Annotated in this window: 17 protein-coding genes and 1 pseudogene; all 18 read right to left on the bottom strand. The window is 65.3% G+C overall.

Features of this window, described 5'->3' with window-relative positions; translation table 11 throughout:
* Positions 1 to 9: 9 nt before the first annotated feature.
* The 18 genes and pseudogenes from QP609_RS01270 to QP609_RS01185 all read right to left on the bottom strand — a co-directional run bounded on the left by QP609_RS01270 (position 10) and on the right by QP609_RS01185 (position 19,636).
* Positions 10 to 693, bottom strand: a complete 684-nt coding sequence (locus tag QP609_RS01270) for a response regulator transcription factor (protein WP_004136763.1) — start codon at positions 691 to 693, stop codon at positions 10 to 12.
* Positions 694 to 766: 73 nt separating this feature from the next.
* Positions 767 to 1,141, bottom strand: a complete 375-nt coding sequence (locus tag QP609_RS01265) for a hypothetical protein (RefSeq protein WP_014645619.1) — start codon at positions 1,139 to 1,141, stop codon at positions 767 to 769.
* A gap of 213 nt (positions 1,142 to 1,354) precedes the next feature.
* Positions 1,355 to 2,386, bottom strand: coding sequence for a tRNA dihydrouridine(20/20a) synthase DusA (gene dusA / locus QP609_RS01260; protein ID WP_197621364.1), 1,032 nt, complete (start codon positions 2,384 to 2,386; stop codon positions 1,355 to 1,357).
* Positions 2,387 to 2,476: 90 nt separating this feature from the next.
* A complete protein-coding gene (locus QP609_RS01255) occupies positions 2,477 to 4,891 on the bottom strand; it encodes a peptidoglycan-binding protein (RefSeq protein WP_197621363.1) in 2,415 nt (804 codons plus the stop codon).
* Positions 4,892 to 4,916: 25 nt separating this feature from the next.
* Entirely contained in the window at positions 4,917 to 5,519 is a 603-nt protein-coding gene (locus QP609_RS01250) for a lysozyme inhibitor LprI family protein (protein WP_289213845.1), read from the bottom strand.
* A gap of 340 nt (positions 5,520 to 5,859) precedes the next feature.
* Positions 5,860 to 6,735: a lysozyme inhibitor LprI family protein gene (locus tag QP609_RS01245; RefSeq protein WP_014645615.1), complete on the bottom strand. Its 876-nt coding sequence runs from the start codon at positions 6,733 to 6,735 to the stop codon at positions 5,860 to 5,862.
* Between the two features lie 155 nt (positions 6,736 to 6,890).
* Positions 6,891 to 7,670 (bottom strand): annotated as a pseudogene (locus QP609_RS01240) (SulP family inorganic anion transporter); the annotation flags it as partial.
* A 129-nt stretch (positions 7,671 to 7,799) separates the two neighbouring features.
* Complete coding sequence (locus tag QP609_RS01235; RefSeq protein WP_197621361.1) at positions 7,800 to 8,510, bottom strand: hypothetical protein; 711 nt, start codon at positions 8,508 to 8,510, stop codon at positions 7,800 to 7,802.
* Entirely contained in the window at positions 8,510 to 8,827 is a 318-nt protein-coding gene (locus tag QP609_RS01230; RefSeq protein WP_041862969.1) for a hypothetical protein, read from the bottom strand. The genes QP609_RS01235 and QP609_RS01230 overlap by 1 nt, the downstream gene beginning before the upstream one ends.
* Entirely contained in the window at positions 8,827 to 12,315 is a 3,489-nt protein-coding gene (locus tag QP609_RS01225; protein WP_197621360.1) for a host specificity protein J, read from the bottom strand. Before QP609_RS01225 ends, QP609_RS01230 begins: the two co-directional genes overlap by 1 nt.
* Entirely contained in the window at positions 12,312 to 12,905 is a 594-nt protein-coding gene (locus QP609_RS01220; protein WP_049405454.1) for a tail assembly protein, read from the bottom strand. The genes QP609_RS01225 and QP609_RS01220 overlap by 4 nt, the downstream gene beginning before the upstream one ends.
* A complete protein-coding gene (locus tag QP609_RS01215) occupies positions 12,898 to 13,638 on the bottom strand; it encodes a C40 family peptidase (RefSeq protein WP_032956266.1) in 741 nt (246 codons plus the stop codon). The genes QP609_RS01220 and QP609_RS01215 overlap by 8 nt, the downstream gene beginning before the upstream one ends.
* Before the next feature lie 62 nt (positions 13,639 to 13,700).
* A complete protein-coding gene (locus tag QP609_RS01210) occupies positions 13,701 to 14,396 on the bottom strand; it encodes a phage minor tail protein L (RefSeq protein WP_014645608.1) in 696 nt (231 codons plus the stop codon).
* A 152-nt stretch (positions 14,397 to 14,548) separates the two neighbouring features.
* Entirely contained in the window at positions 14,549 to 15,685 is a 1,137-nt protein-coding gene (locus QP609_RS01205; protein ID WP_197621359.1) for a hypothetical protein, read from the bottom strand.
* A gap of 40 nt (positions 15,686 to 15,725) precedes the next feature.
* Positions 15,726 to 16,865: a hypothetical protein gene (locus QP609_RS01200; protein ID WP_289213844.1), complete on the bottom strand. Its 1,140-nt coding sequence runs from the start codon at positions 16,863 to 16,865 to the stop codon at positions 15,726 to 15,728.
* Positions 16,866 to 16,877: 12 nt separating this feature from the next.
* Positions 16,878 to 17,330 carry a hypothetical protein gene (locus tag QP609_RS01195; protein WP_049441823.1) on the bottom strand — a complete coding sequence of 151 codons (453 nt, stop codon included), beginning with the start codon at positions 17,328 to 17,330 and terminating at the stop codon, positions 16,878 to 16,880.
* Between the two features lies 1 nt (position 17,331).
* Complete coding sequence (locus tag QP609_RS01190; protein WP_152665595.1) at positions 17,332 to 18,453, bottom strand: hypothetical protein; 1,122 nt, start codon at positions 18,451 to 18,453, stop codon at positions 17,332 to 17,334.
* Between the two features lie 31 nt (positions 18,454 to 18,484).
* Complete coding sequence (locus QP609_RS01185; protein ID WP_197621356.1) at positions 18,485 to 19,636, bottom strand: hypothetical protein; 1,152 nt, start codon at positions 19,634 to 19,636, stop codon at positions 18,485 to 18,487.
* Positions 19,637 to 19,763 lie beyond the last annotated feature (127 nt).

Genomic DNA, 19,763 nt, shown 5'->3' with positions numbered 1-19,763 from the left:
TGAGCCGGCTCAGCCCTCGTTGCGCGGGATCGCGAAACGGTAGCCGCGACCGCGTACGGTCTCGATCGGCTTCAGTTCGCCATCCGGGTCCAGCTTCTTGCGCAGGCGACCGATGAACACTTCCAGCACGTTCGAGTCGCGGTCGAAGTCCTGCTGGTAGATGTGCTCGGTGAGGTCGGCCTTGGAGACCAGTTCACCGGCATGCATCATCAGGTACTCCAGCACCTTGTACTCGTAGCTGGTCAGGTCGACATTGCTGCCGGCCACGCTGACGGTCTGGGCGGCGAGGTCCAATGCGACCGGGCCGCATTCCAGGGTCGGCTTGCTCCAGCCGGCGGCGCGGCGCAGCAACGCGTTGACGCGGGCCAGCAGCTCTTCGACGTGGAACGGCTTGACCAGGTAATCGTCGGCACCCTGCTTCAGGCCCTCGACCTTGTCCTGCCAGCTCGAACGCGCGGTCAGGATCAGCACCGGGAACTTCTTGCCTTCATCACGCAGGGCCTTGATCAGCTCCATGCCCGACATCTTGGGCAGGCCGAGGTCGATGATGCCGACATCGAACGGAACTTCGCGCCCCATGTAGAGGCCTTCCTCGCCGTCCTGCGCAGCATCGACGGCAAAGCCTTCGCGCTTGAGCCGCGCTGCCAGGGTCTCACGCAGCGGGGCTTCGTCTTCGACCAGAAGGATACGCATGAACTCTCCCTAGTGTCCTGGGTGTGGCCCGGAGGCCTGTGGGGTACGGGTTGATAGCGACAACTATCCCTGTTCAGGGGTTATCGCCGCGTAGTGATGACATATCCGACCGCGGCGTGCGCGGCTGTGAACGCGACGGGGCGGGGTCGTCCATGTAGCGGACCCGGCCCCGGTCGTCCATGTACTTCACCCGGTTGATATCACGACCATCGAACGGCACGCGCTCGGCACCGAGGATGTGACCACCCGTGGTGCGCTGCACGCGGCGCACGGCATCGGACAGCGAACGCTCGTCGCCACGGTTGCCGCGCTCGCCCCGCTCCATCATCTCCGCACGCCCCTGCTCACCCCGCGGCGGCTGCTGTGCCAGCGCCGACGACAGCGGCACGGCCGACAGGACCACGCAGGTGGCCAGGGCAATGCGGCGATGGAAGGGAGCGGAAGACATCGATGCGATCCTAGCCGAGCACGGCGATTCGTTCAAAAGTCGTAAATCCGGATGCCGGGTTCGGGGCCCGGCGCTTTACAAATCCTTTGCAAATTCTTGGTTTGGGGCAGTGAATCCGGTCTGAACTTTTCCGGCCGCGACCCCACGATGTTCAGCTAGGTGAACATTCGGAACGAATCGCCGCGCCTTGTCAAGTCAGGAATGTGACAGCGGTCACGCTGCGGCGCGATCAGCGTCGCGTTCGGTCGCGGCAAGCGCCTGCTCGACCAGGCTCCAATCGGCGCCCGGGCGGTGTGCGCCCTCGCTCAGCACCTGGCGGAATGCGCGGCCACCGGGCTGGCCATGGAACAGGCCGAGCAGGTGGCGGGTGATGTGCTTCAGCGCCAGGCCTTCGCCCAAGCGCGCTTCCACGTAGGGGCGCAGCGCGCGCAGCAGGTCGCCGCGGGCCTGCAGCGGGGCGCCGGTCTGCAGCGCCTCCAGCTGATGCAGCAGGTAGGGATCGTGGTAGGCCGCGCGGCCCAGCATCACGCCATCGACGTGCGCGGCCTGCGCCTGCACCGCCTCGACGCTGGCCAGGCCGCCGTTGAGCACCACCGGCAGCGCCGGGCGCTCCTGCTTCAGGCGGTAGGCCCAGTCGTACTTCAGCGGCGGAACCTCGCGGTTCTCCTTCGGCGACAGGCCCTTCAGCCACGCGTTGCGCGCGTGCACCACCACCATCGCGGCACCTGCGGCGACCTGGCGGTCGACGAAGGCGGCGAACACGTCGTAGTCGTTGTCCTCGTCCACGCCCAGGCGGCACTTCACCGTCACCGGGATCTCGACGGCATCGACCATCGCCGCCACGCACTCGGCCACGAGCATCGGCTCGCGCATCAGGCAGGCGCCGAAGCGCCCGGCCTGCACGCGGTCGGACGGGCAGCCGCAGTTGAGGTTGACCTCGTCGTAGCCCCAGTCGGCAGCGATGCGCGCAGCCTGCGCCAGCAGCGCGGGATCGCTGCCACCCAGCTGCAGCGCCAGCGGCTGTTCGCTGCGGTCGAAGCCGAGCAGGCGCTCGCGATCGCCGTGGATGACCGCGTTGGCGTGCACCATTTCCGTGTACAGGCGCACACCCGGTGCCACCACGCGATGGAACACGCGGCAATGGCGATCGGTCCAGTCCATCATGGGGGCCACGGACAGGCGCAGGGAATCGGCGTAACGGGCGGTGGCGGACGTCATCGGGGTGTTGATCGTGGAGACTGGCATTGCCAGTGAGATCAATAGTTTACACCGGACGGCTGAATGGCGGCGGGTGTCCCCGGGGCCGCTCGACCGGCCCCGGGGATACCGCGTGGCTTACAACCCGCGGTTGCGCACCTGTTCCTGCTGCTGTTCCTGCGCACGCTGGTTGAACTGACTGTCCAGCGCTTCGCTCTGCCGGCTGCTGGCCTCGACCGAGTGCGACACCGCCTGCTGGCGGTCGACGAAGGTCCGCTGCGCTGCCGGGTCACCCAGCTCGCCCTGCACCGCGAACAGGCCGGTGCCGTCCGGGCGGGCCACGACATGGTCGATCTGGCGCATGCCGGACACCTTGCTTTCGTAGGCCAGCTGGCCAGCCGCTCGTTCGGCTTCCTGCGAGTTGGCGAACAGCGGCTTCAGGCCGGCCTGGGCGCGCTGCTGTTCGAGCGCCTGCAGCTTCTCCAAAGCCTGGCCGAAGCGCGCGTTGTCGGCATGCCCGGCGTCGCGCATGCTGGCCGGCGCTGCAGGTTCGGCCTGGGCCGGTGCCGCCGGCGCGATACCGGCCTTCACCGCGTTGGGCGCATCCACCTGCGCCAGGGTCCTGCGGCCGGCCTTGCCATCGTCGTCCAGGCCATTGTTGGCCTGGAACTGCTTGACCGCTGCAAAGGTGTCCTTGCCATACACGCCATCGGCGTGCAGCGGCTTGCCGTCGGCCCCGGCGTAGCCCAGCGCCGCCAGCTTGCCCTGCAGGGCCTTGACCTCATCGCCGCGCTCGCCCTGCTTCAGCACGCCATCGGCCATCGGCGCCTGCTGTGCACTGCGTGCGGCCTGCGCGGCCTCGGGGCCCTGCGCGTGGACCTTGCCGCCCAGGGTGATGCGGTCGTTGAGCATGTCACCCAGGAACCTGCGGTACTGATCGGGCTCGAGCTCGATATGCGCGTGCACGGCACCCGGGGTACCGGCATCGGACTGGCGGATCAACGGCGCACCGTACTCGACGAAATCACCGGTCTTGTAAGGGGTGGTTCCACGCGCACCGTGCAGCACCTGCCCGACCAGTTCGCGCTGCGGATGCCCGGCCGGATGGCTCCAGATGCTGATCGAATTCCACTTGTCATTGTTGACCTGGACATACCCGGCGACCGGATTGGGAATCATCACCTCCCGGTCGCCGCGCGCATTGCTCAGGATCAGATCCTTGTGCACCAGCGGGATGCCGTTGCGATCACCGCGGGTCCGTACCGTTTCCAGTTCGCCCTCGACCATGGCCGACGGGCGGTCAGCCTTGGCGGCATTGCCGGTGCGCACGGCCTCGGCGTTGGTGTTGGGGTGATGGATCTTCAGTTCGCGATAGGCATCCTCGCCACTGGTGCCATGGCGCAGTGTGCGGTTGCTGCTGCCGTTGCCAAAGGGTTCGACCACGACGATGCGCTGGCCACCGGGCGCGGCGGCGGCATCGGCTTCCCGCGCAGTCGCGGGTGCGGGTGCCGCAGCAGGAGTGACCGGTGCAGGCGTGGCCGGTGCCACAGGCTGCGCCGGCGTGTGCTCGCGTACCGCCGTATCCAGGGCCTGCAGGGTCTGCCGGCCGGCCTTGCCATCGACGGTCAGCCCATGCGCCTGCTGGAACTCGCGCACTGCATGCTCGGTATTGGCACCGTAGTGGCTATCGGCTGTCAGCGGTTGCCCGTTGCGACCGCTATGGCCGGCCTGGATCAGCTTGGCCTGCAGGGCCTGGACCTCGGTACCGCGCTCGCCGGGTGCCAGCACGCCGTCGGCCATCGCCGATACCGCCGCACGCTGGCCGCGCTGGCCGCGCTGGCCGGGCTCAGGTTCACCGAACACCTGCTGGTAATCCTTGCCCCGGTAAGCCTCGGGGTTGTGGTTGACCTGGTCGTAGCGCGCCAGCCCGACCAGTGCGGTCTTCTCGGTGAGCGCACGATCACGCAGCGAATCCCACAGGGTGGGCGAGCTCTGGAAGTGCACCTGCACATTGGCGTGCTTGTAGTCCTGCACCGCGCGGACAATCTGCTCGTCACTCAGCTCAGTCAGCTTGAAGTCTTCGCCATAGGCCTGCTGCAGGCCCTTCTGGAACACCGACCGGGTCATGCCGCGGTACTGCACCGAGGTGCTCCACAGCGCATCCTGCACGGCCGCACCACGGCCGGAGAGATCGATGCCCACATCCTTCAGGCGGCCCATCTGCACGTCGTAGTACTTGTGCTGGATGAAGTCGTGCTGGTCCCTGGCAAACCCTGCCGGATCGGCGGCCGCCACTTCCTTCCAGCGTTCGGTGAAGGCCGGGGTTCCTGCCTGCAGGCCGTTGAAGCGGTTGCCATAGCGCGAGGCGGCGACGTACTCATCCACGCCGCCAACGTTGGTGGCGTACTGGTAACTGCCATACGACACGCCGCCATGGTCGCCCCTGCCGGTGGAAACGTGGCCGGGGCCGCGACCTCCGGTTTCGAAATGCGCCGACGTCTGGCCGCGATGCCAGTTGTCCATTGCCTGCTTTGCCTGGGTCACAACATCCATTTTCCTGCACTCCTTTGCGGGGGAATTACTTCGAGGTCAGTGCCTGCAGCACGTCGGCACGGTTGGCGGTGCGATTGATCCGGCAGGACTGCGCGTCCAGCATCTGCCCCTGCCCGTCTTCGGCAGGGTTCCAGCTGCAGTAGCGATTGGTATCGGACATGTAGGCGGCCTGCTCGTCCATCAGCCTGTCCTTGTCCTTGCCATCGGGACCGTCGACGATCTTCATGAAGGCCTGCTCGAGTCGCTGCTCCTGCCAGGCAAGCTCCTCATCGCCACACGCCTGCAGTGCGGGGGTCTCGCCGCCGCTGGAGTTCACGCACGTGGCGTACTGCGGCCGCAGCGTGGCTTTGTTGTAGGAATCATCCGGGCGCTGCGGCGGCATGTCCTGATCATCGGCATCGGCCGCTGTCGTGGCAGGTGCGGCGCGTGCAGGCTCTGCAGTGGCGGGCGGCGATGCGGTGGCGGGCGCGGCGGCCGCGGGGGCAACTGCCGTATCCGCCTCCGGGCTCTTGGCCTGACATGCTGCCTGGCTGAGGCCCAGGGCCAGCGCAAGCGCGATGGCCCCGGCCCTGCCGAACGTTTCGCGGGGGGCCGCTGGAAGGTGGTTTGTTCCCTGCATTGCTTGCATCTCCTTGGCATCCAGGCACGTGGCCCGTCAACGCGGGGCCGTCCATCGGCCCCATCGGGAACTGCATGCTACGCGAGCGTGGATTTCAGATGCCTGACTGGATTCAGAATGTGTGCACCTTGTCCCAACTGCAATCTGCACGGCGCAACGTCCTCGCGATCGCGTTCGCGAATTCGTATGTTGAGGTCGCTCACATGATGCCCAATGCTCACGAATCTCAACGAAACTGCCGTTTCAAGGACATCTTGAAGGCTTGACCGCAGTCAATTCCGCTGCCCTGCCAGCAGACGGGCTTTCGGATCGGCGTCGAGGCCCCCTGCAATGCCGCCATCGAGGCTCATCATCGCGCCAACACGCCCTTCTGCAGTTCCACCGCACGGTTGGCGTAACGATTGATGAGGCACGACTGTGCATCCAACGCCGGGCCCACGCTGTCAGTGGCCTGGCTGCAGTGTTTGTCCGTGTCTGCAGCCCAGTTGGCCTGCTCGTCCATCCAGCGGTCCTTGCCCGGGCCGTCGGGGCCGTCCATCAGTCGCGCGACCTGTGCTTCCAGCAGCGCCTTGTGATGGGCGAGCTCGGCCGTATCGCAGGCTTCCAACTGGTCGTCCATGCCGCGGGCGTCCTGCACGCAACGGGTGTATTCCGGACGCAGCGCTGCCTGGGTATACGAGGTATCCGGCGGCGCGCTCTGCGCCAGCAGCTGGTCGGCACGGTTGGCAACACGGTACAGGCGGCATTCCTGCGCGCCCTGCAGCTGCTGCACGCTGCTGTTGGGGACATCGCGGCAATAACGGTCTGTATCGCTGCGCCAGCTCGCCTGGGTGGCCTGGAATGCCGTCCGGGCAGCGCCGTCGAGTCCGGCCAGCGCCTTGCTGGCCGCCGCTTCGAGACGCCCTTCCTGGTAGGCGAGTTCGTCCTTGCCGCAGGCCTGGAGCTTGCCTGCATCTTCCACCCCATCCACACACCAGCCATAGGCTGGGCGCAGGCGACCGTCGGTATAGGACGCATCCGGGTAGTGGAGGGAATCTGCCGATGCCGGGCCGGAAGGGGCTGTCGGCGATGCCGCAGCAATCGACGCGGGGGCCGCCGTTTCGGTCGATGCCTGGGAAGAAGGCGCCTGGCATGCGGTGAGCGCCAGGCACAGGGCCAGCACCTTCCAATACCCATGGCCGACGCCGACCCGTTCGCTGCGCCCAAGCGCGCCCAATGCCTGCATTGCCAGTTTCTCCCTTGCGTGTCGCCAGCGGGTGCCGGCAAGGAGGGGCCGTCCATCGGCCCCATCACGCGGGCAATGCTACGACGGCGCCGGTTTCAGGTGCCTGACTGGATTCAGAATGCGTGCACGTCGTCTCAGACGCGGACGCTGGAACCTCAATGCCCGCCTCCGCGCCCGCCTACCTGTTCGATCAACGTCTGGCTGGCCGCATTCAGGCCCACCACCGTCACCCCCGCCCCATGCGCGGCCAGCTTTTCCTGCGCGCGTTCCAGCGCGGTCACCGCCGTCAGATCCCACAGATGGGCATCACGCAGGTCGATCTGCACCTTCGGCGCCACATGCTGGTAGTCGAACGCGGCGCCCAGCTGGCCGGCGGACGCGAAGAACACCTGCCCGCGTACGCGGTAGACCTGCGTGTCTGCGACATCCTCGCGCTGCACATCCAGCATGCGGCCAACCTTGCGCGCGAAGAACAGCGCCGACAACAGCACGCCACTGAGCACGCCCTTGGCCAGGTCGTGGGTGGCCACGGTGACCACCACGGTCAGCAGCATCACGGCCGAGGAACTGCGCGGATGCGTGCGCAGGTCGCGCAGCGAGCGCCAGCTGAAGGTGCCGATGCTGACCATGATCATCACCGCCACCAGAGCGGCCATCGGGATCTGCCGCACCAGGTCGCTGCCGTACACCACCAGCACCAGCAGCAGCACGCCGGCCACCAGGCAGGACAGGCGGCCACGGCCACCGGACGTCACGTTGATGACCGACTGGCCGATCATCGCGCAGCCGGCCATGCCGCCGAGGAAACCTGTGACCGTATTCGCCACGCCCTGGCCGACGCATTCGCGGTTGCGCTCGCTGGGCGTCTCGGTGATGTCCTCGACGATCTGCAGGGTCATCATCGATTCGAGCAGGCCGACCATCCTGAGCCGGGCGGGCCGGCTGCCGATGTGCGGCAAGGGTCAGGGTGGCGTGATCACTGCAGTGCGTCGTCGAGGAGCGTAGGAGGGGCGCAGTCTAGGCCCTGGCGGCTCAAATGGCCGCCTGCACGGGCCTGATTCAGGCTAGTAGGTGTGTGCGGCAATCAGGAAGTTCGGCAACTGCCCCGTGAAACTCTGGTAGGACGCGCCGCTCAACGAACGTTGACGGTTCTCTCTACGCCTGCAGTAGTTCAATCGCACCTGCGAAGCATTTGGAGTATTGATGTACGGCTGATAGCGCATGTTGCCGCGAATGGTCGGGCCACTTCCGTAGTAGGCGTAGATGTCATGGCACAGTCCAATGTCGGACATCAGATAGGCGAGATTCTCACCAGGACCGTTGAACAGTGGCCCTTGCCTCACATTTTCGGTGGACATCTCGGTAAAGCCTGGAACACTTCCACCCGATTTATCGACCAAACCAGCGATGCGCAGTGGACGGTTTGACATATCCCACTGGATGGATCCGTCGGCGTTGTAGACCTGCATGCCTGTGCTTCCACTGTTGACCGCCCGCCCCCATGCCCACCACTCGAAGCTGGTGGTCCCTTGCCCCATGCTCCAGTAAAAGCCATTCAGCGCTGACATCACCTGTGCGGATCCGCCATTGCAGCGGATGAACACCAGGTACGGCACGCTCTGTGCGGGAAGGCTTACAAACCCGCTCGCGCCATAGGCGGACGTATTGCTTGCAATGGACTGCGTGCCCTTGGCTATCGAAAAGAAGACGAAGGAATGTGCGTTCACAAGAACCGGAACGCCGCTGTCATTGGTGACTTCAAGACCAACAGACATCAGAAGACTCCGTAGTAGATGGAAGCAGTCGGGTTGGCAATCGGCGAGAACGTGAACTGCATCCGCAATGTATTGCCGCCGTCGACAAACGACATGTACCCAAGCGCAGGCGCGGAAAACTGATTGCCATTCTGGTCCTGCCAACTGTCGGAGCCAGGGCTGGGCAGGATGGCAAATGGCTCACCCAGGCCGGCCAGGCCCACACTGCTGGACGAGCTCCCAACGACCGAGAGAGTGCCCATGATCTTGCCGGCACGATCATTGGTGTCGAACCACATCTGCCCGTCCGGGCCGAATATCTGCATACCTGTTGCCATTACCAGATCCCCATGCGGACGCGGACGCGGCCGTTGCTGTCGTAAACGTGGATGACACTGTCATTGATGGTCAGGCGGCCGCCGTTCTCGGGGCCGTTCATCGTCAACGTGCCGTTCTTGTCTAGCCTCCATCGCGGTTGCCCGCCGGCACCGACCGCATTGGACTGGATCACGTCGCCGATCATGGCGTTCTGGATCCAGCCGTTGCCGATCAGTGCCTGGCTGATGAAGGTCTGCCCGCCCTGCACCACGAAGGGCGCACTGACCTGCCCGCTGTTGGTGTTGAACAGCGCGAAGCGATCAGCCTGCATCAGGATCTGGCTCTGATAGCTGCCATCTGGCTGCTGCTCCACGCCCAGACCCATGCCGGCCATGTAGATCTGCCCGGCGCTGGTGATCTGCGCCTTGACCGTATAGGTCGCGCTGACCTTGCCATCCAAGCTGACCACGGCCTGCGAGACCTGCTGGACCGCGGCGCTGACGCCCTCGATCTTGCCTGGAACACCTTCGATGGATGCTTCGACCGTGTCCACGCGCTTGGCCAGTGCCGCGTCCTTCTCGGCCATCACGCTGTAGACGGTGATGGCACCGGCGCTGACATCGTTCTCGCCGACGTTGTAGTCCTCCTCGCCGGCACTGTGGTCGCTGACCTGGGCGAACAGGCCATCGACCTTCTGCCCCTGCGCGGCCACCTTGCCATCGACGTCGGTCACGTCCATTTCCAGCTGATCGACACGGCCGACGATGGCACCCGCCTCGGCAATGGCATCGCCGATGTTCTTCCAGTGGCTGCCCGGCGGTGTTTCATTGCCTGCGGCAGTGCCCTGCCAGCTCCAGATCCGCCCGTCGTGGATGACGGTCTGCCCTGGGCTGTAGGTTGCCTCGGCATCCCAGACCAGCGGCAGCACTTGGGTGACGCGCTCGATCTTGCCCTTCAGCTGTTGGCCCAGCGCGCTTTCGTTGATGCGGCCGGCGAAGTAGGCGTCGTAGTCATCCGGGTTGCTGCTGGACTCACCCATCACCCCGGCTTGCGCCGGATACCACGGGCCGATGTTGCCACTTCGATCCACCAGCCGTCCCCAGAACCAGAAGCGCGCGCCAGCGGCCAGGCCGTTCATCTGGTGCTGGGCCTGCGGGTAGGCGAAGTCGCCCAGCTTGATCGCGCTCTCGCGATTGGGGCCAGTGCTGTACCAGAGTTCGGTCCGTTCGGTATCGGTTGCACCTGCGGGGAAGCCCCAGGACAGTGCGATGCCGAAGGGGCGGGCAGTGCTGGTCAACGATGCCAGCGAGGGGGGCGGCGTCGTCTTGCCTTCAATGGTGGTGAGCGCGCTGAGCGTCGGCTGCGACACCGCGCCCAGCGCATTGACCGCGCGTACGCGGGCCAGATACTCGCCTGCGTAGACGCCCCGCACTTCCAGGCTTTGCGTCCCGACGCGACCAGCGCGGACCCAGTTGAGATCGCCACGGCGCCATTCCACGTCATAACCGATCGCCTTGTCCGCAGCATCCCACTCGATCGTGAGCACGGAGGTAGCGATGCCCTGGTCGACCACCACATGCGAGGCCATCCGCACGTTGGCCGGTGCCGGCTGCACGCTGGGCGGGATGATGCTGATCGGCGGCTGCTCCAGGCGCGTGCCGTCGTCGATGGCGGCGTACTTGCCCGGCACGTGCTTGAGCGCGGTGATCTGATAGGTCAGGTCCTCGCCTTCGCTGATCGACAGCACGCGATAGTGCTGCAGGGCCAGCTCCGGCGATTCCAATGCCCAGACCGACTGCGCCACCGGCACCGCCGACCAGGGCGCGCTGACGGTCACCGTCTCGCCGTCCACCGACTGCACCGTGCGTGCTTCGGTCTGCCCGCTGGGCAGGGTGGCACGCAGGGTGTCACCGGCCGCGATCTGTTCCGGCATGCGGTCCAGCACCAGGCTGCGCGCACCTGCACTGCGGATGCGACCCGCATTGCGGCGGCCGGCGCGGTTCGGGTCGGCCACCTGGATCACATCACCGGGCATGCAGCCCAGCGCATCCAGGCCCACCGAGAAGCTGATCGTCTCGGTTTCCAGCATCTCGGTATGCAGGATGTGGTTGCCCACGCGCTGCGCCTGCGAACGCGAGTGGCAGCCCACCGCCGTCACTTCGGTCTGGTTGATGCCGTAGCGGGCCACGCCCGGAAGGTGCTGTACGACTTCGACCTTCTGCCGGCCGAAGTCGTCCGGATCGATCCACGACACCAGGGCCACCGTGTGCCGCGCCGTGCGGCTGCTGCCGGCATAGTGGAAGCGCCCTTCGATGACGTTGGCCTGGCTGTAGGTCAGCACCGGGTCCTTGGGCATGTCGGCCGAGGCCATCACTTGCCCCGCCGCATAGAAGCTGATGCCGCGGAACATGGTGGCGATGTCCTGCAGCACGCGGTAGGCCTCGGCGCGGGTCTGCAGATACAGGCTGCAGGTGAAGCGCGGCTCCTTGCCGCCCTGGCCATCGCTGACCAGTTCATCGCAGTAGCGCGCGATCTGGTACAGCCGCCACTTGTCCACCCAGTCCAGCGGGACACGATGGCCCAGGCCGAAGCGATCGTTGGTGACGATGTCGAAGAACACCCAGGCCGGATTGTTGGTCCAGCCACTCTTGAAGGTACCGTCCCACACACCGCTGTAGAGACGGCTGAGCGGATCGTAGTTGGAGGGGATGCGTACGATGCGGCCCCACAGCTGGTAGGACCGGGTGGGAATGTTCTGGAACTGGCTGGCATCAACCTGCACCGCCGCCAACGCACAGTTCGGATAGCGCAGCTTGGCATCGATGATCTCGGTCATCGACAGCACGTTGATGGTATCGGCGATGGTGCTGCTGTTGGCGTTGGCGGTCAGCCGGCGGATGCGCACCTGCCACTGGCTGCCGGCAGGCAGATCGATGCGGCGGCTGCGCTCGTACTGGCTGGTGGTCTTGCCACTGAAGGCATCGGTCAGCACGGTGCTGAACGGGCCGCCGTCGGTGGACAGATCCACCGCGTACATGATCCGGTAGCCTTCGGTATCACCATTCTCGGTGTTCGTCTTCTGCAACGCCGGCACCGCAAAGCGGATACGGACGGCTGACAGATCGGCACCTGATACGGTGCGCACCACCGGCGCATCGCTGCGCAGCTCGACGTTGACCCCGACTTCGTTCTCGATGGAGGGGAAGCCGCTGATGTGGTCCTGGTCCTGGGTGCCGGAACGCGTCTGCACGTCCACGCCGGAGAAGTTCAGCGTGCCGTCCGGATTCTCGATCGGCACCTGGTCCAGGTAGATCGACTGCTTGCCGGCGACCAGGCCACGGATCTCGCCCTCGCTGGCGAGGTCGATGATGCGGGCCACCGCCATCGAGTGCAGGCTGTCGGCGGTTTCGACCGGGGTTCGGGCGTTGCTCGCGCCCTTCTTGGCACCCGCCAGCACTGGCGTGGCTGCGCCACGCGTGCGCGGCGTGGGATGAGTGGTCTGATTCAAAACTGGTCCTCCGCCAGGATGCCGCCGCTGATCACGGCCGAGCCGATGAACATGCCCTTGGTGTCATGGCCGCCATAGGCGACCGGCACGGGGTTGCCTTGCGCCTGCGTGTTGACGGTGCCGTTCATGCTGTAGCTGGGTGCGTTTTCGGGTGTGTCTTTGGCGCCCAGGCCTTTCGGCTGGGGGGAGAGCATCTGGGTGATCCCGCCAACCACCATGCTGACGCCGGTTGATACCAGTGCAGCTCCGCCAGCCCAAGATGTGTAGCTCCCCACAACGATCAGCACGATGCCAATGATGGTTTGCAGTACACCGCCCCGCTTGCTGCCCACCAGCACCGGCGCGATGCGGATGTCATCCTGTCCCGGCGGGTCGTGCAACTGATCCCGCGACAGGTTCTGCCGGCCGTTGAACACGGCAAACTCCATGCCCTTGGCCTTTGCGCCCATCAGGTACTGCTGGAATCCTGGCAGCATGGTGCACAGTGCATGCACCGCCTCGGCCGGGCTGTTCACCGCCAGCCGGAACCTGCGCCCGAAGCGCGCACCCAGCTTGCCGTACAGGCGGATCGTACGAAGGCGGTCAGTCATGTCGCACCCCGCGATGGCGGACGATGCAGCGGGTGCGCTCGGCCCACATGCCGCCGTACGGCACGGTCTCGGACAGGCGCCCATGCAGGTGATGCAGCATCTGACCGTCGCCTAGGTAGATGCCCGCGTGGTTGGTGACCGGCGAGCGGATCTGCATCAGGATCATGTCGCCCCGCTGCGGCTCGCCCTCGATCAGGTCGAAGCCCTCGGCGTGCAGCCGTTCAAGGCTGTACAGGTCCTGGCCGTGGCTCCACCAGTCGTCCTGGCGTTCGTACTCGGACAGCGGGATGCCCAGTTCGCGTGCGTGGAAATCGCGGACCAGGCTGTAGCAGTCCAGCACACCGTGGGCGAACTGGCGACCGACCAACGGTGCCATGTAGCCCGTGGGATGCAAGGTCTGCAGATCACCGCACAGCGGTGCCTCGCCTGTTACCTGGCCGACGCTGACGATGTGCCAGGTCAGCCCGCTGCGCTCGCACATGACCCGATCGGCGTCGGACGGCGTTGCGGCGGCATCGGGATGGCTGTGCACCAGGGCCAGCACCTCGCCCTTGTCCTCGGCCACGGCATAGTCCTCAGCGGGCAGGCGGAAATGCTCGCTGGGCGTGGCGGCCACGTTGCGGCAGGGAAGATAGCGTTCGTGGCCTTCAATGGCCACGATCAGCCCGCAGCATTCGCGCGGGTACTCGGCCACGGCGTGCGCCTGGATGGCCTGCAGGGTTGTCGGTTGCATGTTTCACCCATGAAAAAGGCCCGCGCGGGCGGGCCTGGAAAGTGGAATCGGGAGGGGATCGATCAGGAGCGCAACAGGCCCGCGGCGGGGAAGCCGCCATAGGGCAGCGGCTTGTCCTGGCCGAAGCGCAGCTTGCAGCTGCGTACCCGACCGCCGCACTGGTCACGCGCCGGATCATCGGTGGCGACGTCGTCGCTGTCGGCCACCGCTGGCCCGTTGTAGCCGCAGTACGCGCCGCGATAGCCGCCACGCACCAGCCAGCCACACATGCCGGCGATGATCTGCCTGCCCGGCAGCTGCTGCCCATTGAGATCGATCGCGGTGGTCAACTCGAATTCGACCATCTGCTTGTCCTCACCTATCTTGCGCTCGATGAACCAGACTTCATCAGGGAAGTGCTCGCCAGGATCCGCGCTGGGATTGCCTTCCTCGAAGTTGGCGGCATCCAGGTACTTGGCCAGCGTCTGCCGGCGGATGATGCGTGCACCGACCAGGTCATCGAACAACAGGCACATGGCGGTGATGCGGCCATCGATGTTGCTCACGCGCAGGCGCGGGTTCGGCGGCTGGTCGCTGGTGCGCTCGAAGCCGCTGGCCTCGATCGGCCAGGGGCCATATTCCTGGCCCTGCCACCAGATGAGGCCACTCTGCAGGTGCGCGTGGAAGAAGAGCTTGTCGGCGCCGAAACTGCTGGCGTCAAGTTCATAGACGGTGATGCGGCCACCCGGCTCAAGCTGCTGGGCATCGGCGGTGATCATGGGGTGTTCTCCTGTGCGGCATTGGGAAGAGGGGGTGGCACGGGGTACCGTTCCTGGCCGCACGGCACGATGACGTGGTGGCCTGGGCGCAGCGAGGCAGTGGTGGTGAAGCAGGCGTGCTTTGGCGCCTGCGGAGCGGGGGTTGTCATGGCTCAGAGCTCCGCATCGGCCTGGACCAGCACCTGCGAGGTGGTCGACCACACCACCACCGCGCCCCAGAGCTGCATGTTGTTCGGCATCGAGGCGATGACTGCCGCGTCAACCGTGGACTGCCAGCTGGGCGCTCCACCGTCGAAGTTGACCAGGTTGCCGGCATTGCCGAAGCCCACCAGGTTCAGCGCGGTGGACGGCGAGGAGATTCTGGGCGCTGAGCGTTTGCGCACCTTGAACGGGATGCACGCACGCGTGTCGCCGTTGGCGGTGTAGGTGATGCCGATGATCCGGTTTACATCCACCGTCTCGTAGTAGCGCTGGCACAACAGCAGCTCCAGTGCTTCGGACCGGCGGTCGAAGTCGGTGGCGGTATCGCCTTCTTCGATCTGCACTTCGGCCACTTGCACGCTGCCGCTCTTCTGCCCGGCGGCGAACGCGCGGCCGCCGAAATCGGCACCTGCGTCCAGCCAGAAGCCCAGTTGCAGGTAGCTGTCCGGGCCCAGCGTCTTGCCGGCAAGACCGGGAACTTCCACGGTGACCTGGTGCCATCGCCACAGCGTATCGAGCACGACCGAGGCGCCGATGCTGTCGCGCGCGGTAGACCCACCCGTTCCGTAGGACTGCTGCAGCTCCACGCCGATGCGGAAGTCGTCCACCGAGGCGCGCGCCTTGAAACTGATCGTGACGGTGCGCCCGGCCAGTGTCCGGACATCCTCGATGCGCTGTTGGACCAGCGCCATGTTGCCGGCACCGGCAACGCTCTGCACCTCCAGCCGAAGCAGGTGGCGCGACCCAGCCAGCAGGCGCCCTCCCTGGCCGCCGCCTGGAGGCACATCCTCGCGTGAGGCAGCCACCCTGGTGCCGATGGCATTGATCGCCCAGCGGTCAGCGATGTAGCGAGAGCCCGTGGATGCAGGGAACACTGCACCGCGCTGCCAGAACCGGAAGTCGCCGTTGATGAGCGGGTTCCTTCCGGCCATGCGGCCTTCCAGATGCATGAGCGCCGATTGCGCGTCGTCCAGACCAGCGTAGATCTCGGCGAAGTTGTCGTTGATCTTGGTGAATGCCGGTCGCTGGGTCTCACCCCGCTTGCCGTTGGGCTGGACGGTGTCCAGGTCGATGATTCTTCGTGTCATGTGCAGTCCTCGCTGCGTGCGCCGGTGTTGACGGCCAGGGTCAGATCTCGGCGTCAGCCGCCCAGTTGCCGCCCACCAGATAGGCATAGAACGGCGTCAGGCCAGAACCGAAATCAAGCTGAAGCGTGAATCCATCGGGACGAAGGAACAGCGGGACAGCCATTCCACGTGACCACCCGTTGCCGTTGAACAACGACCAGTAGCCGAGGGCCGGCGCCACTTCACTGTTGGAGTAGAGCGTGAGTGCGGGCACAGTGCGTTTGGTGACCTTGAAGGAGATCTGCTCACTGCGCGCCAGGCCTGCCTGGAACGCGGCGGCGACGCCCTGCGGTGACGGCATGCCAAGCTGCGGTGCCTGTTCCAGCGGGAAGCTCTTCTCGTAGTACCGCTGGCACAGCATCAACTCGGTTGCGTCATCACGCATGTCGTAGTCGGTAGGTGTCGCCCCCTTCTCCAACTGCATGCAGGTCAGCGAAAAGGACCCAGACTGGCCGACAAGCTGTCCGCCATAACCACCGGGTGTCGCAAAGTCGACGATGACGTGCAGCTTGCTGTTGGCTCCCACGGTCTTGCCAGCAATGGATGGCAACTCGACGGTGAAGTACCTGAGCGCGGCCGCGGTGCCGATCTCCTGGACGCCTGCCCGGACCGTCACATCCGGAGACCCATTGGTACCAAACGTCTGGATGAAGCGAACGCCGATGCGGCAGCCCGGCGTCGCGGCCCATGCCTGCATGCTCAGCGTCACGGTACTTCCCGCGAGCGTCTGCACGCCTTCCACCGGCTGGGTGACGAACGCCTCGGTCGCGGCCGTCGATCCGGTGAGATCGCAGTTCATGAATCCCGTGACCCCGAATGCCGGGGCATCGAAGCTGCGGCGTGACACCGCGACCTGCCCCGCCCCGGTGCATACCACCTGGAAGCGATCGGGAACATACACCGCCAGAGGCGACACCACAGTGCGGCTGCTGCCCCGTTGCCAGAACCTGAAGTCACCGTTGACCAGCCGGTTCCGGCCGTTCTGCCTGCGCCGGAGATCCTGCACCGTGGTTTCGAGTTCATCCAGATCCGTGTAGAGATCGGCGAAGTTCTCATTGACCTTGGTGAAGGCCGGCCGTTGCGTCTCACCCCTCTTTCCGTTCGGCTGCACGGTATCAAGGTCGATTGTGCGTCGTGCCATGCGTCGTCCTCCTCAGCCGCCGATGATTTCCGGCGCCTGCTCGGCAGGCCAGCCGAATGCATCCGGCTGCGGCAGTTGCGCCTGGACCTGCCGCCAGTCCGGCGCGGTCTCCTCGGCGGTGGACTCAATAGTCTCCAATGCGAGGTTGACCCCGTCGCGCCAGGCAATCATGGCGATGGCGTCCTGCGCATAGCGCGGCACCGCACTGCCCGCGTAGCTGCAGCAACTCTCGATGCTGTCATAGCCGCGATCGCGGGCACACTGGGCCATCCACTCCCACGCCTTTCCGCGGATGAAGCGATGGAACTGCGCCGAGCCGGGTGCGAACAGCGGCGGTACCGGCTCCGGCTCATTGCCTGCCGTACACCAGGCTTCATAGTCATTCCACAGACGGTGGCCACGTGGAATGAAGGCGCCGGTCTGCAGGCACTTGATGGTGTCGATCTCTTCGGTCAGTTGATACATGTCATAGCTCCGCGTCGGCGGTCCAATGGAAGGAGGAGCCCCAGTTGCCTGCGGCGGATTGGTAATTGACCTGTGCGCCGGACTGGCCGGCATATACGATGGACGTCACCGTGCCGATGCCGCCGCTTGCGCCGGATATGCGCCCTGCCTGCCCGTTCACATCGCTGTAGACCGTGTAGGCTGGGATGGCCCGCTTGGGGACGCGACACCGGATATGCGAGGTGCTGCCAACGCCGACGCTGCGGTCGTAGAACTGGTTGTCGCGTCCGATGCCATCGGCCGTGCCAGGCGGCACATCCAGGTTGTAGCTCTTCTCGTAGTAGCGCTGGCACAGCTGCAGCTCGTGGGCCAGCGGGCGCAGGTCGAATGCCGTTGCCCTGTCGCCGCGCTCCAGCTGCATCATCGCAAGGCCGAACTCTCCGCTCTGACCGGAGATGACACCGCCATAGGCATCGGCGCACAGATCCACCACCAGCCACAGGAAATCGCTGTCGGCATTGCTGCCCAGCGTCTTCCCCTTCACCGATGGCAATCGCGCACTGAGCTGGAAATAGGTCCAGGACGCGGCGGTGACCGCTACGGTTCCCAGCTCTACGCTGACCGCGGCGGACGGCGAACCACCGGTGCCAAAGTGCTGGATGAGACGAACACCGATGCGTTTTCCTGGCGGGCCATAGGCGAAGCCGGAAACCACCACTTCGCCGTCGGACAGCGTGGCGACCCCTTCGACCTTCTGTGCGACATAGGCGCTGCTGCCAGCACTGACCTTGGAGACAACGCTGTTGAGGAAACGGCGCGATTCCGGCGCGGCTCCGCCGGCAGGAAGATTGGCCCCGCGATTTGCGGTATGCGTGCAGCTCAGCGCTGCCACGGTCCAACGATCGGCCACATAGATCTCGCCGCCTTGGGTGGTGCCAGTGGTGGCCCGCTGCCAGAAATCGAAGTTGCCGTTGATCAGGCGGTTCCTGCCTGGAGCCGCGCTCTGCAATGCGCTTTCCAGCGAATCCAGCGCGCCATACACTTCGGCGAAGTTGTCGTTGATCTTGGTAAACGCCGGGCGCTGGGTTTCGCCCCGCATTCCGTTCGGCTGAACGGAATCGAGGTCGATGATTTTTCTCGTCATTGCTGTCGTCCTGTTCCCTGCGGGCGCCCCATCAAAGCTCGGCGTCGGCCCACCAATGCCACCAGCCGCCCCAGCGGCCTGGATTGTTGGTCCAGCTGACTTCGTACCCGGAAGGCGAGGCGTAGTTGACCAGGCAGGGCACGCGGGAGATGTTGTCTTCCGCGATGTGTCCATCCTGCTGGATGTTGTCGGCCGAGATGATCATCACGTAGGGATGGGCGCGCTTTGCCGTCTGGAATCGCACGCTCTGGTAATGCGCCGTTCCCGGTGAGTTGATCGAGAATGCCTCGCGCCCTTCGTTGTGCGCCGTGTTGGGTACGATGTCGAAGTTGTAGCTCTTCTCGTAGTAGCGCTGGCACAACGCCAGTTCCACACCTGGCGGCCGCCAGTCGAAGCGTGTCGCTGCGCGGCCCGATTCGACCTGGAACTGGGTAAAGCCGAACGAGCCGTTCTGTGCCACCAGCTCGCCCTTCTGACCAGCACCGCACAGGTCGAACACTACGTAGAGGTGGTCGTTGCCGTTGCTGCCGAGCACCTTTCCCCGGGTACTCGGCAACGTCACCGTGATGCTGTGACGTTTGGCGGTGGTGCCCAGTGTGAGCACACCGGCTTCCAGCACCACCTGCGGCGAGGGTGAGCCGCCGGTTCCGAAATCCTGGATGACACGCACGCCCACACTGCGACCGGGCGCATCAGAGTTCGCCCATACCGAGATCGTGATGTCTCCGCTTGCACTGCGGACACCCTCGATCTTCTGCCCCATCCAGGCGCCACTTCTGGCGATGGCCTCGGATACGGTGCAGACCAGAATCGACCGTGTATCTTCCGGAAATCCGGCCTGCCCGTCGTACGCCACCCGCTGTACGTCGTGGTTGCAGACCAGCGCCGAGTTCGTGAAACGGTCGGCGAAGAACACTTCCGCGCCCAGCGTCCCCGACCCAGTGCCGACACGACCAGATGTACGGCGCTGCCAGAACTGCAGGGCACCATTGATGAGCAGATTCCTGCCTGGAACGCGCTCGGTGATGGCATTCGCCACGGTTTCCGGGATCTTCGCGACCTCGGTCAACGCGTCGTAGACCTCGGCGAAATTCTCGTTGATCTTGGTAAACGCCGGGCGCTGTGTTTCACCCCGCTTTCCGTTCGGTTGAACGGAATCGAGGTCGATGATCTTTCGTGGCATTTGTGCTGTTTCCTTGATGGTTTCGGTTGCGAAGGAACGCTCTCCAGCCCTCCCGCGGACCTCAGATTTCGGCATCCATGGTCAATCCAGTGCCCTCCGCTGCCGAATCTCCGCTCTGCAGGATGCC

The organism is Stenotrophomonas sp. 8(2023) (assembly GCF_030345295.1).
Lineage (GTDB): Bacteria > Pseudomonadota > Gammaproteobacteria > Xanthomonadales > Xanthomonadaceae > Stenotrophomonas > Stenotrophomonas muris.
Note: the sequence above shows the minus strand (reverse complement) of the source record. Positions and strands in the feature narration are given on the sequence as shown.